Annotated in this window: 17 protein-coding genes and 1 pseudogene; 13 read left to right on the forward strand and 5 right to left on the reverse strand. The window is 68.5% G+C overall.

Annotated elements, in window-relative coordinates; all coding sequences use genetic code 11:
- Positions 1 to 6: 6 nt before the first annotated feature.
- Complete coding sequence (locus tag BST12_RS23570) at positions 7 to 966, reverse strand: o-succinylbenzoate synthase (RefSeq protein ID WP_083115669.1); 960 nt, start codon at positions 964 to 966, stop codon at positions 7 to 9.
- On the reverse strand, positions 963 to 2,567 hold the full coding sequence (locus BST12_RS23575; RefSeq protein WP_083115670.1) for an amidohydrolase: 1,605 nt from the start codon (positions 2,565 to 2,567) through the stop codon (positions 963 to 965). The genes BST12_RS23570 and BST12_RS23575 overlap by 4 nt, the downstream gene beginning before the upstream one ends.
- A 189-nt stretch (positions 2,568 to 2,756) precedes the next feature.
- On the opposite strand from BST12_RS23575, the gene fadD8 reads away from it, so the two are divergent.
- From fadD8 to BST12_RS23645, 13 genes are all read left to right on the forward strand, one after another.
- Positions 2,757 to 4,358 carry a fatty-acid--CoA ligase FadD8 gene (gene fadD8 / locus BST12_RS23585; RefSeq protein ID WP_083115672.1) on the forward strand — a complete coding sequence of 534 codons (1,602 nt, stop codon included), beginning with the start codon at positions 2,757 to 2,759 and terminating at the stop codon, positions 4,356 to 4,358.
- 88 nt (positions 4,359 to 4,446) lie between these two features.
- Positions 4,447 to 4,896 carry a nitroreductase family deazaflavin-dependent oxidoreductase gene (locus BST12_RS23590; RefSeq protein WP_083115673.1) on the forward strand — a complete coding sequence of 150 codons (450 nt, stop codon included), beginning with the start codon at positions 4,447 to 4,449 and terminating at the stop codon, positions 4,894 to 4,896.
- Positions 4,897 to 4,899: 3 nt separating this feature from the next.
- Complete coding sequence (locus tag BST12_RS23595; RefSeq protein ID WP_083115674.1) at positions 4,900 to 5,589, forward strand: hypothetical protein; 690 nt, start codon at positions 4,900 to 4,902, stop codon at positions 5,587 to 5,589.
- Positions 5,586 to 6,488, forward strand: coding sequence for a 1,4-dihydroxy-2-naphthoyl-CoA synthase (locus BST12_RS23600; RefSeq protein ID WP_083115675.1), 903 nt, complete (start codon positions 5,586 to 5,588; stop codon positions 6,486 to 6,488). The genes BST12_RS23595 and BST12_RS23600 overlap by 4 nt, the downstream gene beginning before the upstream one ends.
- Positions 6,489 to 6,510: 22 nt before the next feature.
- Positions 6,511 to 7,389 (forward strand): SDR family oxidoreductase, encoded by an 879-nt coding sequence (locus tag BST12_RS23605; protein ID WP_083115676.1) that lies wholly within the window; start codon positions 6,511 to 6,513, stop codon positions 7,387 to 7,389.
- The gene (locus BST12_RS23610; RefSeq protein WP_083115677.1) at positions 7,382 to 7,561 is read left to right on the forward strand and encodes a hypothetical protein; all 180 of its coding nucleotides are present in this window, start codon (positions 7,382 to 7,384) and stop codon (positions 7,559 to 7,561) included. The genes BST12_RS23605 and BST12_RS23610 overlap by 8 nt, the downstream gene beginning before the upstream one ends.
- A gap of 85 nt (positions 7,562 to 7,646) precedes the next feature.
- Complete coding sequence (locus tag BST12_RS23615) at positions 7,647 to 8,033, forward strand: VOC family protein (protein ID WP_083115678.1); 387 nt, start codon at positions 7,647 to 7,649, stop codon at positions 8,031 to 8,033.
- A 118-nt stretch (positions 8,034 to 8,151) separates the two neighbouring features.
- On the forward strand, positions 8,152 to 9,396 hold the full coding sequence (locus tag BST12_RS23620; RefSeq protein ID WP_083115679.1) for an inorganic phosphate transporter: 1,245 nt from the start codon (positions 8,152 to 8,154) through the stop codon (positions 9,394 to 9,396).
- A complete protein-coding gene (locus tag BST12_RS23625) occupies positions 9,393 to 9,683 on the forward strand; it encodes a hypothetical protein (protein ID WP_083115680.1) in 291 nt (96 codons plus the stop codon). The genes BST12_RS23620 and BST12_RS23625 overlap by 4 nt, the downstream gene beginning before the upstream one ends.
- A gap of 54 nt (positions 9,684 to 9,737) precedes the next feature.
- The gene (locus BST12_RS23630; protein WP_083115681.1) at positions 9,738 to 10,040 is read left to right on the forward strand and encodes a DUF3349 domain-containing protein; all 303 of its coding nucleotides are present in this window, start codon (positions 9,738 to 9,740) and stop codon (positions 10,038 to 10,040) included.
- Between the two features lie 68 nt (positions 10,041 to 10,108).
- Positions 10,109 to 11,182: an o-succinylbenzoate--CoA ligase gene (menE, locus tag BST12_RS23635; RefSeq protein ID WP_245850522.1), complete on the forward strand. Its 1,074-nt coding sequence runs from the start codon at positions 10,109 to 10,111 to the stop codon at positions 11,180 to 11,182.
- Between the two features lie 11 nt (positions 11,183 to 11,193).
- A complete protein-coding gene (locus tag BST12_RS23640; RefSeq protein ID WP_083115683.1) occupies positions 11,194 to 12,543 on the forward strand; it encodes a hypothetical protein in 1,350 nt (449 codons plus the stop codon).
- 6 nt (positions 12,544 to 12,549) lie between these two features.
- Positions 12,550 to 13,830 (forward strand): APC family permease, encoded by a 1,281-nt coding sequence (locus BST12_RS23645; protein ID WP_083115684.1) that lies wholly within the window; start codon positions 12,550 to 12,552, stop codon positions 13,828 to 13,830.
- 95 nt (positions 13,831 to 13,925) lie between these two features.
- Here the strand turns inward: BST12_RS23645 and BST12_RS23650 are convergent, their stop codons facing one another.
- The 3 genes and pseudogenes from BST12_RS23650 to BST12_RS34970 all read right to left on the reverse strand — a co-directional run.
- On the reverse strand, positions 13,926 to 14,594 hold the full coding sequence (locus BST12_RS23650; RefSeq protein WP_083115685.1) for a TIGR04282 family arsenosugar biosynthesis glycosyltransferase: 669 nt from the start codon (positions 14,592 to 14,594) through the stop codon (positions 13,926 to 13,928).
- Positions 14,591 to 15,247: a glycosyltransferase family 2 protein gene (locus BST12_RS23655; RefSeq protein ID WP_083115686.1), complete on the reverse strand. Its 657-nt coding sequence runs from the start codon at positions 15,245 to 15,247 to the stop codon at positions 14,591 to 14,593. Before BST12_RS23655 ends, BST12_RS23650 begins: the two co-directional genes overlap by 4 nt.
- Positions 15,248 to 15,388: 141 nt before the next feature.
- Positions 15,389 to 15,831, reverse strand: a pseudogene (locus BST12_RS34970) (hypothetical protein); the annotation flags it as partial.

Genomic DNA, 15,831 nt, shown 5'->3' on the forward strand with positions numbered 1-15,831 from the left:
GAGACGCTACAGCAGCCGATAGCACGCCCTGACCCGATCGATCCACCACTGCCGGCGGTCCGGCGGCGCGGCCAGCGTCTGCAATCGTGCCAGATCGGGTGCCACCGGCCCGGCCGGCAGGCTGCCGTCTACGGGCACGACGACCGGGGCGACATCTTCGACGAACAGCCGGCCGGTGCCCAGGCCGCAGGCGTGGTTGAGTTGCGGGAGGGCCGCGGCGGCGACGAGCCCGGCGCTGATGCCGACCGCCGAGTCGAGCGCACTGGAGATCACGACTGGGATGTCGATCTGCGCCGCGATGTCCAGCAGCGCGCGAACCCCGCCCAGCGGTGCGACTTTCAGCACCGCGATATCGGCGGCCCCGGCGCGCACGACGGCCAACGGGTCGTGCGCCTTGCGGATGCTTTCGTCGGCGGCGATCGGCACCTCGATCCGCCGCCGCAGTTCGGCGAGTTCGTCGACGGTGGCACACGGCTGTTCGAGGTACTCGAGTACGCCGTCGGCGGTCAAAGCGACGGCAGCCTGCACCGCCTCGTCCAGGTTCCAGCCGCCATTGGCGTCCACCCGCAGGGTCTCCACATGTTCGCGGACGGCGTTGACGCGGGCGACGTCGTCGGCCAGAGTCTGCCCCGGTTCGGCAACTTTCACCTTGGCGGTGCCGGCCCCGGGAAACCGGGCCAGCACCTCGGGGACTTGAGCGGCGCTCACCGCAGGCACGGTGGCGTTGACCGGGATGCGGTCGCGCCGCAACGGCGGTGGCGGGACGTAGGCGGCCTCGATACCGGAGGCAAGCCAGTGCGCGGCCTCCGGCGGCTCGTACTCCACGAACGCGCCAAACTCGCCCCAGCCGGCCGGGCCTTGGATCAACGCGACTTCGCGGGTGGTGATGCCGCGGAAGCGCACCTGCATCGGCAGGGCCACGACGTGCAGCCGGTCCAGTAGGTCGGCCAGCGCGGGCCGGGTCATTGCCGGTAGACCTGGCGCCCCGCCAGAAACGTCGCGCGAATCTCGAGATCGGCGATCTCTTCGGGCGCTACCACCCGCGGATCGGCCGACAGCACCACCAGGTCCGCGTACTTGCCGACTTCCAGCGAGCCGACCACGTCGTCGGCGAACAACTGCCAGGCCGCATCGATGGTCTGCGCGCGAATGGCCTGTTCGACGGTCAAGCGCTCTTCCGGCGCGAGCACGCGCCCGCTCGGGGCCATACGCGTCGCGGCCACACTGATATTGCGCAGCGGCTCTTCAGGGGTGACCGGCGGATCGTTGTGCAGCGAGATCCGCATACCGGCGGCCACCGCGGACCCGGCCGGCATCCAGCGCGACCCACGCTCCTCGCCGAATAGCCCGTCGACGATCACATCACCCCAGTAGTGGATCTGGTCGACGAAAATGCTGCAGGTGACGCCGAGTTCGACGGCACGCTTGAGTTGGTCGGGCCGAATCGCACCGACGTGTTCGAGCCGTAGCCGGTGGTCGTCGCGTGGATTGTCTTGCAGCGCTTGCTCGTACACGTCGAGGATGGTGTCGACTCCGGCGTCGCCCTGCACGTGACAGGCGATCGGCCAGCCCAGCGGAAAGTAGGCGTCCACGATTTCGGTGAGCTGTTCGCGGGTGTAGTTGGCGCAGCCGCAGGAGCCGGGCGTGATACCGGCGGCGCGGGTGGCCGCGGTGTCCAGGTATGGAAACGACAGCGCGATATTGCCGATCCATGGCGAGCCGTCCACCCAGATCTTGATGCCGACCTGGCGCAGCATGTCATCGCCCTGGCCGGGGGTGGCGTCGCTGGACATCTGCGCATTGGAGATCTCGTAGGTGCGCAGCCGAACCGTGAGCTCCTCGCGCAACTGGTCCACGATGGGACGGAACGCGGGATCGAAAGCCATCTCCGAACAGGTCGTCAGCCCGGCACGGTTGAGCCTGGCGCACTCCTCGCGCAGCATCCCCGGGTAGTCGCTGGGCACGATGGCGGCCGCCAACAGCGGAAACACCGCGCCGATCTCCTCGGCGGTGCCGTCGAGTTCCCCGTCGGCGTCCCGGCCGTAAGTGGCGCCCTTGGGATCGGGAGTGTCCCTGGTCAGCCCGTTGAGCCGGGCGGCATGGCTGTTGAAGTAGGCCTTGTGCCCGGAGTTGTGGATGATCACCAATGGCCCGTCGGGCGCGATGTCGTCGAGCCAGGCCAGCGTCGGCTCGGGCAGCCCGGACTGCAGCAGCGCGTCCCACCCATTGAGATAGGCACCGGCCGGCCCGCGGCGGGCGGCCTCCCGACGGACGATGTCGACGACCTTGTCGGGGTTGCGGACGGTAACGGGACGGATGTCGACGATCCGGTCCGACAGCGCGACGGCCTCCATCAGCGGATGCCCGTGCGCCTCAACGAAACCCGGCATGACGCAGCCCGAGCCCAGGTCGATGGTCCGGGTGCCGGGGCCGACGTGCGCTGCGACGTCGGAGCGGTCGCCGACGGCGATGATCCGGCCGTCGGCGATCGCGATCGCCTCGGCCGTAGGCCGCGCGTCATCGACTGTCAGGACGGTTCCGGTGATGACGAGCTCAGCATTAGCCATGGGCAGGCATCCTAGTGGCGATCGCGAGGGCGGCGGAGCCGGACGAAGCGGGTCGCCACAAGTCAGGCTCAGTGGCGATCGCGAGGGCGGCGGAGCCGGACGAAGCGGGTCGCCACAAGTCAGGCTCAGATCGTTGCGGTGGTCAAGGGGGTTGCTGACGCAAACTGCAACACGTTCTAGTCTGGGCAAATGAGTGACGAGCTGCTGCGCAACCCAACCCACAACGGACACCTGCTGGTGGGCGCGCTCAAGCGCCACAAGAACAAGCCGGTGCTGTTCCTCGGCGACACCACCCTGACCGGCGGTCAGCTTGCCGAGCGGATCAGCCAATACATCCAGGCCTTCGAGGCGCTGGGCGCCGGCACCGGCGTGGCGGTCGGCCTGCTGTCACTCAACCGTCCCGAGGTGCTGATGATCATCGGCGCCGGCCAGGCGCGGGGCTATCGGCGCACCGCGCTGCACCCGCTGGGCTCGCTGGACGACCACGCTTACGTGCTGTCCGACGCCGGCATCAGCTCGCTGATCATCGACCCCAACCCGATGTTCGTCGAACGCGCGCTCGGGCTGCTGGAAAAGGTGGACTCGCTCAAGCAGATCCTGACCATCGGGCCGGTGCCGGACGCCTTGAAAGATGTGGCTATCGATCTGTCCGCCGAGGCGGCCAAATATCAGCCGCAGCCGCTGGTGGCCGCCGATCTGCCGCCTAGCCAGGTGATCGGGTTGACCTACACCGGCGGCACTACCGGCAAGCCCAAGGGCGTCATGGGTACCGCCCAGTCGATTTCGACCATGACCTCGATCCAGCTCGCCGAATGGGAATGGCCGGCCAACCCGCGGTTCCTGATGTGCACCCCGCTGTCGCACGCCGGCGCGGCGTTTTTCACCCCCACCCTGATCAAGGGCGGCGAAATGATCGTGCTGGCCAAGTTCGACCCCGCCGAGGTGCTGAGAATCATTGAGGAGCAACGCATCACGGCAACCATGCTGGTGCCGTCGATGCTGTACGCCTTGATGGACCACCCGGATTCACACACCCGCGACCTCTCGTCGCTGGAGACGGTCTACTACGGCGCTTCGGCGATCAACCCGGTGCGACTGGCCGAGGCGATCCGGCGGTTCGGCCCGATTTTCGCCCAGTACTACGGGCAGTCCGAGGCGCCGATGGTGATCACCTATCTAGCCAAGGCAGACCACGACGAGAAGCGGCTGACGTCGTGTGGGCGTCCGACGCTGTTCGCGCGGGTGGCCCTGCTGGGTGAGGACGGCAAGCCGGTGCCGCAGGGCGAGCCCGGCGAAATCTGTGTCAGCGGGCCACTTTTGGCCGGCGGCTATTGGAACTTGCCGGAAGCCACCGCCGACACCTTCAAGGACGGCTGGCTGCACACCGGAGACATGGCCCGTGAGGACGAGGACGGCTTCTATTACATCGTCGACCGGGTCAAGGACATGATCGTCACCGGCGGTTTCAACGTGTTCCCGCGCGAGGTCGAGGACGTCGTCGCAGAACACGCCGCCGTTGCCCAGGTGTGTGTCGTGGGCGCGCCGGACGAGAAGTGGGGCGAGGCCGTCACCGCGGTGGTGGTGCTGCGTGCCGACGCCGCGCGCGACGACGCCGCCGTTGCCGCAATGACCGCCGAGATCCAGGCCGCGGTCAAGGACCGCAAGGGCTCGGTGCAGTCGCCCAAGCGGGTGGTTGTGGTCGACTCGCTGCCGTTGACCGGGCTGGGCAAGCCGGACAAGAAGGCGGTGCGCGCACGGTTCTGGGAGGGCGCCGGCCGCGCCGTCGGCTAACCCGGCGCCGAACGTGAAGCTGGCCTCACGTTGGCGTCCGAGCGTGAGCCCAGCTTCACGCTCGGCGGCGCGCACTACTGTGGCTGGCATGAGTGAGCGCATCAAACCGCCCTGGTGGCTCAAGCCGGCCAACAAGGTGTTCATCCGGATGTCGAAGCTGGGTATGAGTTTCGGCGGCGAAAGCCCGGTGGTGTTGACGGTCCCGGGCCGCAAATCCGGAACCCCGCGGTCCACGCCCGTGACGCCCATGACGGTAGCCGGCAAGCGCTATGTCGTCGGCGGCTTCCCGGGTGCCGACTGGGTGCAAAACGTCAGGGCCGCAGGCGAAGTCACGCTGACCCGCGGACGTTCCACCGAGCGCGTCAAGATGGTGGAGATGTCCGCCGAGGAAGCCCGGCCGCTACTGCGGGCCTTCCCCACCGAGGTGCCCACCGGCGTCGGCTTCATGAAGCGATCCGGACTCGTCGAAGAGGGGCGCCCCGACGAGTTCGAGGCACTGGCCGGGCGCTGCGCCGTCTTCCGGTTCGATCCGATCTAGTCCATGCTGCGCCTCCTCCTGCTGGCCGTGGCGCTGTTGGCAGTCGGCGTCACAGTGCCAACCGCATCGGCGGCACCGGGTTGCCCGCCGGGCGGATCACCACCGCCGCCGGGAGCCGTCCAGCGCCAGATCGGGGACGTCGACGGCGACGGGCTGCCGGACGCCCTGTGGATCGGCAGGTTCGCCGCGGCCAGCGGCGCCATGACCCGAGTCGTCGGCGTCAGCACCGCAAGCGGGGCCAACACCGATGTCGAGATCTCATCGGCAAGCCCAATCCCATTGCGTGCCTTGGCAATTGATGCCCAGGACAACGGCGGATACCAGGTCGTCGTCAGCGACGGCCGCAGTGCGCAGCTCTATGTGTTCGCGGAGTGCCGGCTGCAGACCGTCGTCGACAGCCACTACGGCAGGCCGTTCCTGTTCGACCTGCAGAACCGGGCCGGCAATGGCACCGGTGTCGGGTGCAGCGATCTGGGCGATGGCCGCCACTTGGTGGGACTGCAAGCGCTGCCGGTAAACACTGACCAATGGACGATCCGCCGCACCGAGATCGACCTCGACGGAAACCGGGCGAGCATCGGGCGGTCGGATACCCTGACCGCAACTTCCGCGCAGGACCCGGCAGTGACATCGGCGCAGACAATCAGCTGCGGCAACCTCACCATCGACCAGGATGGAGTCCAACAGCCTTGAGCGACAACCCCTTTGACACCAAGCAGTGGCAAGAAGTCGACGGGTTCGGCGATCTGACGGACATCACGTACCACCGTCACGTGCGGGACGCCACGGTACGGGTGGCGTTCGACCGGCCCGAGGTGCGCAACGCGTTTCGGCCGCATACCGTCGACGAGCTGTACCGGGTACTCGACCACGCGCGGATGGCCCCCGACGTCGGCGTCGTGCTGTTGACCGGCAACGGACCGTCCCCCAAAGACGGCGGCTGGGCGTTCTGCTCCGGCGGCGACCAACGCATCCGCGGGCGCAGCGGCTATCAATACGCCTCCGGCGAAACCGCGGACACCGTTGACATCGCACGTGCCGGCAGGTTGCACATCCTCGAGGTGCAGCGGCTGATCCGGTTCATGCCCAAGGTGGTCATCTGCCTGGTCAATGGCTGGGCCGCCGGCGGCGGACACAGCCTGCACGTGGTGTGCGACCTCACCCTGGCCAGCCGCGAGCACGCGCGATTCAAGCAGACCGACGCCGACGTCGGCAGCTTCGACGGCGGTTACGGCAGTGCCTATCTGGCGCGCCAGATCGGCCAGAAGTTCGCCCGCGAGATCTTCTTCCTGGGCCGTCCGTATACCGCCGAGCAGATGCACCACATGGGTGCGGTCAACGAAGTCGTCGACCACGCCGAGCTGGAAAAGGTCGGCATCCAGTGGGCCGCCGAGATCAACGCCAAATCGCCTCAGGCGCAACGGATGCTGAAGTTCGCGTTCAATCTGCTCGACGACGGGCTGGTGGGTCAGCAGCTGTTCGCCGGCGAGGCCACCCGGTTGGCCTACATGACCGACGAGGCCGTCGAGGGCCGCGATGCGTTTCTGCAGAAGCGCCCGCCGGACTGGAGCCCGTTCCCGCGGTACTTCTAACTGGCGCGCCTAGACTCCCCACGTGAGCAAGAGTCCGCTGCGCCGGCTGGCCGAACACATCACCCTCGCCGGCATGCGGCCACCCGCCGCGCCGCAGCTGTTCTTCAACCGGCCCGCGATCAAACCGATTGACCTGGACGGCAAGCGCGTCATGCTGACGGGTGCATCGTCGGGCATCGGCGAGGCCGCGGCCGAACAGTTCGCAAGGCTGGGCGCCACCGTGGTCGCCGTTGCCCGTCGCCAGGATCTGCTCGACGATCTGGCGGACCGGATCACGACTTCTGGCGGCGTAGCCATGTCGGTGCCCTGCGACCTCTCGGATATGGACGCCATCGATGCCGTCGTCGCCGACGTCGAAAAGCGGATCGGCGGCATCGACATTCTGATCAACAACGCCGGCCGGTCCATCCGCCGCCCGCTGGCCGAATCCCTAGAGCGCTGGCACGACGTCGAGCGGACCATGGTGCTCAACTACTACGCCCCGCTGCGGCTGATCCGCGGCCTGGCGCCCGGGATGCTGCAGCGCGGCGACGGCCACATCATCAACGTCGCGACCTGGGGGGTGCTTTCGGAATCGTCGCCGCTGTTCTCCGTCTACAACGCTTCGAAGGCCGCGTTATCAGCCGTGAGCCGGATCGTCGAAACCGAGTGGGGCCGAAAGGGGGTGCACTCGACCACCCTGTACTACCCGCTGGTGGCCACGCCGATGATCGAGCCGACGAAGCAATACCGGGGCCTGCCCGCGCTGACACCACGCGAGGCCGGCGAGTGGATGATCACCGCCGCGCGCACCCGGCCGGTACGGATCGCGCCGCGAATCGCGCTGGCGATGAAGGCGATGAACACCGTCGGCCCGCGCTGGGTCGACACCCTGATGGGAAGGCGGATCGACGATGACTGACATCTGGACCACCGTCGCCGCCGAGGCAAAGCGCTCGCCGACGACCTCACCGCTCGGCTGGACGGTCAAGGCGGGCTTCAACTTCGACAAGTTCGCCACTGGCCAGCTGGCCAAACACCGCGGCCCCGACCCGGCTGCCAGGGAGCGCTGCTGTCTTTGCTGCTGGCCATGACCGGACGGCGTGACGCGTGTCAAGGACCTGCGCGGCCCCGGCGTGCCGACCCTGCGTACCCGCTGCGCGTGATAGACACGACACCATGGAGATCCTGGCCAGCCGAATGCTGCTTCGGCCGGCAGACTACGAACGATCACTGAGCTTCTACCGAGATGAGATCGGGCTGGCCATCGCCCGTGAATATGGGGCCGGCACAGTCTTTTTCGCCGGCCAGTCGCTGCTCGAACTGGCCGGCTTCGGCGAACCCGACCACTCGCGGGGGCCGTTTCCCGGTGCGCTGTGGCTACAGGTCCGCGACCTCGAGGCCACCCAGGCCGAGTTGCGCGGCCGCGGGGTGCCGATCGCCCGCGAAGCACGCCGCGAATCGTGGGGTCTATATGAGATGCATGTCACCGATCCGGACGGCGTCACACTGATTTTTATCGAGGTTCCCCGAGGTCATCCGCTACGCCAGGACACCCGGCAGTGAACACGGGCGAACCTAAGGTGAACGGCGAAGTAACATCTGGCGACGAGTGCAATTTACCCGCATTTCGCCTGATTGTCTGTTCGACAACGCACCGCCCCAACTACCAGAATCAGGGCCTGTGAACATCGATTTGTTCCTCTTGATCATCGTCGTGATCACAGCATTGGCTTTCGACTTCACTAACGGGTTCCACGACACCGGCAACGCCATGGCGACTTCCATCGCCAGCGGCGCGCTGGCGCCCAAGGCGGCGGTGGCGCTGTCCGCGGTGCTGAACCTGCTCGGTGCATTCCTGTCGACGGCCGTCGCGGCCACCATCGCCAAGGGGCTCATCGATGCCAACCTGGTGACCCTGGAACTGGTGTTTGCCGGCTTGGTCGGCGGCATTGTGTGGAATTTGCTGACCTGGCTGCTGGGGATCCCGTCGAGTTCCTCGCACGCGTTGATCGGCGGCATCGTCGGCGCCACCATCGCCGCCGTCGGCACCCGCGGGGTGATCTGGCATGGCGTGGTGTCCAAGGTGATCATCCCGGCCATCATCGCCGCTCTGCTGGCCGTAGTCGTCGGGGCGGCGGCCACCTGGCTGGTGTACTGGATCACCCGCGGGGTCTCGGAAAAGCGCACCGCCAACGGGTTCCGGCGCGGCCAGATCGGCTCGGCCTCGCTGGTGTCACTGGCACACGGAACCAACGACGCACAGAAGACGATGGGCGTGATCTTCCTGGCGCTGATGTCCTACGGCGCGGTGAGCAAGACCGCCTCCATGCCGCCGCTGTGGGTGATCGTGAGTTGCGCCATCGCGATGGCGCTGGGCACCTACCTGGGCGGCTGGCGGATCATTCGCACCCTGGGCAAGGGGCTGGTGGAGATTCACCCGCCGCAGGGCATGGCGGCCGAATCGTCTTCGGCCGCAGTCATTCTGCTCTCGGCCCACTTCGGCTACGCACTGTCGACCACGCAGGTCTGCACCGGTTCGGTGCTGGGCAGCGGCCTGGGCAAGCCGGGCGGTGAGGTGCGCTGGGGCGTGGCCGGCCGGATGGCGACCGCGTGGCTGGTCACCCTTCCGCTGGCCGGCCTGGTCGGGGCGCTCACCTACTGGATCGTGCACCTCATCGGCGGATACCCCGGCGCAATCGTCGGCTTCTCGCTGTTGGTCGCGGTGTCGGCCGCCATCTACCTGCGGTCGCGCAAGGTCAAGGTCGACCACAAGAATGTGAACGCCGAGTGGGAAGGCAACCTGACCGCGGGCCTCGAAGGGTCCGACGACCTCAAACCGCCGCCCCCCGCGGGCCCTAATATCGGGGCCCCGGCGCCCCAATTGCGCTCCGACGACGACACGGTTACCGCGGGGAACGCGTCATGAACAACTGGTTCAACTACGAAGCCACACTGAAGATCCTGATTTTCAGCCTGCTGGCCGGTGCGGCGCTGCCCGGCCTATTCGCGGTAGGAGTGCGCTTGCAGGCCGCCGGCGCCGGAGACATCGCCACCAATGGCTCCGCGCCGCACCGCAACCCGGTTCTGACTGCGCTCGCCTGGCTGATCTACGCACTGGTCCTCGCGGTGATCGTCATCGGCGTGCTCTACATCGCCCGCGACTTCATCGCGCATCACACAGGTTGGGCGTTCCTCGGAGCCAAACCGAAGTAGTCTCGTACCCGTGGCATAGGGTTTGACCACGGCCCCGACGGGAAGTTGTATCGCGTGAACAATTTTCTCACCTCGATCGTGTCGTGGCTGCGCGCGGGATATCCCGAAGGCGTGCCGCCAACCGACTCGTTCGCGGTGCTCGCCCTGCTAGCCCGCCGCTTGACCAACGACGAGGTTCAGGCGGTTGCCAACGAGTTGATGCAGCGCGGCGAGTTCGACCAGATCGACATCGGTGTGGTCATCACTCAATTCACCGATGATCTGCCGTCGCCCGACGACATCGAGCGGGTGCGCAAGCGGTTGGCCGCCAAGGGCTGGCCGCTGGATAACATCCGCGACAGCGAGGACCACGCATAGCAGTCCTGCGCGCGCTGAGCGTTTCCCCCGGGTCCGCCGCCTCGTCACTGTTACCCGCACTCGAGCGTGTGCTGCAAGGCCGCGACCCCGCGATGGTCGTGGTCCCCGATCACGCTGCGCCGCCCGCCCTGCGAGTGGGTGAAGTCATCGACGACGACGTCGCCCTGGTGGTGACGACGTCGGGAACCACGGGTGCGCCCAAGGGTGCGTTGCTGACCGCTGCCGCACTGAGCGCCAGTGCGCACGCCACGCATGACCGTCTGGGCGGGAATGGCAGCTGGCTGCTGGCCGTACCGCCCTATCACATCGCGGGCCTGCAAGTGCTGGTCCGCAGCGTGCTGGCCGGCTCGGCGCCGGTCGAGCTGGACGTCTCCGCCGGCTTCGATATCACCGAATTGCCCAGTGCAGTAAGCAAATTGGCTTCCGGGCGGCGCTACACGTCACTGGTTGCCGCGCAGCTGGCCAAGGCGCTCACCGACCCTGCGGCGACGGCCGCGCTGGCCGAGCTGGACGCCGTGCTGATCGGCGGCGGGCCGGCGCCGCGGCGGGTGCTGGACGCCGCCGCCGCGGCCGGCATCACGGTGGTCCGCACCTACGGGATGAGCGAAACCGCGGGAGGCTGTGTCTACGACGGTGTTCCACTCGACGGGGTGCGGCTGCGCATTGCGGCCGACGGGCGCATCGTGCTGGGCGGCGCGGCCCTGGCCAAGGGCTATCGCAACCCGGTCGACCCGAATCCGTTCGCCGAACCGGGCTGGTTTTGCACCGATGACATTGGCGCCGTTGACGATTCGGGCGTGCTGAGCGTGCTGGGCCGCACCGACGACGCGATCAGCACGGGCGGCCTGACGGTGCTGCCGCAGCTCGTCGAGGCGGCGCTGGGCAGCCATCCCGCGGTGCGCGACTGTGCTGTCTTCGGCGTGCCCGACGACCGGCTGGGCCAGCGGGTAGCCGCCGCGGTGGTGGTCGGCGAAGGGTCCCCGGCGCCGACACTGGACGCGCTGCGGGCACACCTGGCAGGCACCCTCGACCTCACCGCGGCGCCGCGCGAACTGCATATCGTCGACGAGCTGCCGCGGCGCGGCATCGGCAAGCTCGACCGGACGGCGCTGGTGCGCCGGTTCGCCGGACCCGGCCAATAGGCTGGTCTCTCGTGAAGATCGGTCGCCGCGAACTGTGGGCGCTTGCCGTCGGCGTCGCCCTGGTGACGGCGGCGGTCGTCCTGCCCCGAATGAACCTGGGCGTCAAGCCGCGTTCGGATATCGGCTTGGAGCGGTTCGACTGGCATGCCGGGGCCGCACCGATCTTCGGCTACTGGGACGCGCACGTCGGTTGGGGCACGGTGCCCGCACTCCTGATCGGCTTGTCCGCGGTGGTGTTGGGTCCTGCTGTGGCACAACGAATTTCGTGGCGCTGGCTAACTCTGGGAACCTGGGCCACCGCCTGCGTCTGGGCCTTTTCCCTGGCGATGATCGACGGCTGGCAACGCGGCTTCGCCGGCCGGTTGACCACCAGGGACGAGTATCTGCAGGAAGTCCCGGGCGTCACCGACATCCCGGCCACGTTGCGCACGTTCGCCGGCCGCATCGTCGACTTCCAGCCCCACTCCTGGGTCACACATGTCTCCGGGCATCCGCCGGGCGCGCTGCTGACGTTCGTGTGGCTGGATCGACTGGGCCTGCATGGCGGTGCCTGGGCCGGTTTGTGGTGCCTGCTGGTCGGTTCCAGTGCGACGGCGGCCGTGCTGATCGCCACACGGGCGCTGGCCGATGAGCAGCTCGCCCGGCGCGCCGCGCCGTTCGTGGCGGTGGCGCCGACGGCCATCTGGGTCGCGGTGTCGGCCGACGGATACTACGCGGGGGTTGCGGCGTGGGGCATCGCATTGCTCGCGGTGGCCGTGCACCGGAGCCGCTTCCCGGCGCTGATTGCGGCCGCGGCGGGCCTGCTGCTGGGCTGGGGGGTGTTCGTCAACTACGGCCTGATGTTGATGGGATTGCCCGCGTTAGCGGTGTTGCTTTCCGCGGCCGACTGGCGAGCGGCGCTGCGGGTCCTGGGCCCGGCCGTGCTGGCCGCGCTGGCGGTTGCGGTGGCCTTCGCGGTTGCCGGGTTTTACTGGTTCGATGGGTATACCCTTGTGCAGCAACGATATTGGCAGGGAGTAGCCAAGGACCGCCCGTTCCAGTATTGGGGTTGGGCGAATCTGGCGTGCGTGGTGTGCGCTATCGGACTGGGCAGCGTCGCGGGTGTGGGCCGGGCGTTCGACCGGGCGGCCATTCGCGGCCGGTCCGGCTTCTATCTGCTGCTGCTGGCCATGGTTGCCGCCATCGTGTGCGCCGACCTGAGCATGCTGAGCAAGGCCGAGACCGAACGCATCTGGCTGCCGTTCACCATTTGGCTCACCGCGGCCCCGGCATTGCTGCCGCCCCGCTGGCACCGAATTGCCCTGGCCCTCAACGCCGGCGGCGCCTTGTTGCTCAACAGCATCATCTTCACGAACTGGTAGGCGGGTATGGCAGAACAGGCGCCGCTGGCGCGTCGGCTAGGTACCACCGATGCGGTGGTGATCGGGCTTGGCTCGATGATCGGCGCCGGGGTGTTCTCTGCGTTCGGTCCGGCCGCCCGCGCGGCCGGTTTCGGCCTGTTGATCGGATTGGTACTGGCCGCCGCGATCGCATACTGCAATGCCACCGCGTCAGCCCAGCTGGCCGCGGTGTATCCCACTTCGGGTGGCACCTACATCTATGGCCGGGAACGCCTCGGCCCGTGGTGGGGGTTTCTGGCCGGCTGGGGATTCGTGATCGGCAAGACCGCCTCGTGTGCGGCGATGGCGCTGACGGTGGCCGCCTATACCGTCGGCGCCGCGGGGACACCGGTGTGGGCGCAGCGAGCGCTGGGCGTCACCGTCGTCATCGCTTTGGCGGCGCTCAACTATCGCGGGATCACCAAGACCGCGATGCTGGCCCGAATACTGGTGGCCTGCACGGTGATTGCGCTGGCCGCGGTGGTGGCCGGAATCTTCGTCGGGTTGGCCACAGCCCATTCCGGGGCGTCGCATTCGCTGACCGGAGCATGGTCGGGGTTCACGGTATACGGGGTGCTGCAGTCAGCCGGTCTGCTGTTCTTCGCGTTCGCCGGGTATGCACGAATCGCGACCATGGGTGAAGAGGTCCGTGATCCGGCGCGCACCATCCCGAAGGCGATCACGCTCGCGCTGGCCATCGCCGTGGCCATCTATCTCGTCGTCGGGGTGGCGGCATTGTTGGCCGCGGGCCCGGACCGGCTGGCGCATGCCGCCGCGCCACTGACCGAGGCGGTACGCGCCGCCGGCGTGGCGTGGCTGATACCCGTCGTAGCGGTCGGTGGTGTGCTGGCCAGCATCGGCGCGCTGCTGGCGCTGATCGCCGGTCTGGGCCGCACGGTGCTGGCCATGGCCCGCCATCGCGACCTTCCGGCCCGGCTGGCCGCGGTCCACCCGCGCTACCAGGTACCCCACCATGCCGAAATAGCCGTCGCGGCCGTGGTCTGTGTGCTGGTGGCCACCGTGGACCTGCGCGGGGTGATCGGCTTCTCGTCGTTCGGAGTGCTGATCTACTACGCGATCGCCAATGCCGCCGCGTACACACTGCCGGCGCAGCGTCGCGGCTCCCGTATCAGGGATGTCTGCGGAGTGGCCGGTTGCCTGATCCTGGTCGCCACGTTGCCATGGCAATCGGTGGTCGTCGGGCTGGGAGTGTTCGCGTTCGGGGTGGGCGGGCGCGCAATTGCCCTGCGCGCATCGAGCGTGAGCTGACGGCTTCGGGTGTGCATACCTGGCGCGGATCCGCCGCTTACGCCGCCCTGTACGCACAGCCAAAGCCCAGACCGCACACTCGATTACAAAGAACCTCAGAGTCCGGCCGCGCGAGTTACCCGCGTGAAGCGACTCCCCGCCACGCACCCGTCGCGAACCGCCGCGACGTCGTCGACGACATCGAAGTCGGCCAGTCGCTGCACCTCGACTGCATCAATACCGTTGCGGTGCAGAGCCTTCCACGTCAATTCTCCGGTGTCGGACTGCGACATCGGAACCGCCCGCAGGCATTCGGCAACGGTCGGTGTGCGCAGCCCGAGCAACCACCAGCCGCCGTCGAAGGCAAACCCGAGCAGCGCCGAAGGCCCGTCGAGCAGGCGCTGTGCGCAATCGGTGAGCAGCTCGGCGCTCACCTGCGGGGTGTCCATGCCGATTTGCAGCACTGGGTACCCGTAGGCCGCGGTGTCAGCGTGCGCGTTGGCCAGGCGGTCGGCGAAGTCGTCGCCGCGTTGCCCGATCACGGTGAAGGACTCGAGCCGCTGCCTGATCTGGCTACCGTCGGCGGCGCTGTCGAGGTCTCCGGTGAGCGCCACCACGCGCTTGGCCACCGGCGCGGCTGCCACCGCATCCAGGGTGTCGAGCAGGGCGGCGGCGGCGATGCCGGCGGCTACCTGGTCACCCACAGTGGCGGCCAGCCGGGTCTTGGCCCGGCCGGGCTCCGGCGCCTTGGCGACCACCAACACCGTGACCGGCAGCGGATTCATGAGATTACTTTCCAGAAGTCGACGATCGCGGTGATGCTGCCCCGCAGCGAACCGCTGACCTTGGATTTGCCGCCGGTCCGGGGCCCGTAGCTGACGTCGAGTTCGACCACCCGCCAGCCCGCGGCCGCGGCGCGCACCAGCAGTTCCAGCGGGTATCCCGACCGCCGATCTGCGACGCCCAACGTCAGCAGGGCCTCTCGCCGCGCTACTCGCATCGGCGCGATGTCGTGCACCGGCAGGCCGTGCCGGGTGCGCAGCCGCCAGCTCATCACCACCGTGCCCACCCGCGCCACCCACGGCCAATGCAGCCCGGGCACCGGGCGCCGCCGGCCGGTCACCAGGTCGGCACCGCGCTCGAGTTCAGCCACCAGCCGGGGCAGATCACCGGCGTCCATCGAGCCGTCCGCGTCGATCACCGCCACGATGGGAGTGGTCGCAGCCACCACACCGGCGTGTACCGCCGAGCCGTATCCCGGCCGCGGTTCGGCGACCACCTGCGCGCCATGGCGGGCGGCGACGGCCGCGGTGTCATCGGTGGAGTTGTTGTCCACCACCAGCGCTCGATAGCCGGCCGGAATCGCGGCCAGCACCGCCGGTAGCGACTCCTCCTCGTTAAGACAGGGCAGTACCACCGTCACCGCGTCGTCGGCCATGGGAACCGACCTTAGGTGAAGCCGCGACCCTGATCGGAACCCGCTGAATCAGTGGCCCGAGCCGGAGTGACCGCCGCCGCTGCCGCCGCTGCTGCCACCGCCGCTGCTGCCACCGCTGCCGCCGCTGCTGCCGCCGCTGCTGCCACCACCGCTGCTGCCACCGCTGCTCCCGCCGCTGCTCCCGCCGCCTGACGGCGGCTTCGGAGCCGGAGCCACGGTCTGCGGCGCCGGCGGCGCCACGGTTTGCTGCTGCGTTGGTGCGGGAGCCACCGTCTGCTGCTGGGTCGGCGCCGGGGCCACCGTCTGCTGGGTCGGTGCCTGGGTCGGTGCCTGAGTTGGCTCCGGCGCGACGGTGGTCGGAGCCACCGTCGTCGGCGCGACGGTGGTGGGCGCCACCGTCGTCGGGACAACCGTGGTGGTCGGCGGCGCCACCGTCGTCGGCGGTGTCGTCACCGGCGTCGTCGGCGGTGTGGTGGGCGGCGTCGTCGGCGGTGTCGTCGGCGGCGTCGTCGGCGGCGTCGTCGGCGGGGTGGTGGGCGGTGTCGTCGGCAGCGGTGGCAGCAGCGGCGGTGGCAGCAGCGGCG

Origin of the sequence: Mycobacterium angelicum (assembly GCF_002086155.1) — a bacterium.
Classification (GTDB): domain Bacteria; phylum Actinomycetota; class Actinomycetes; order Mycobacteriales; family Mycobacteriaceae; genus Mycobacterium; species Mycobacterium angelicum.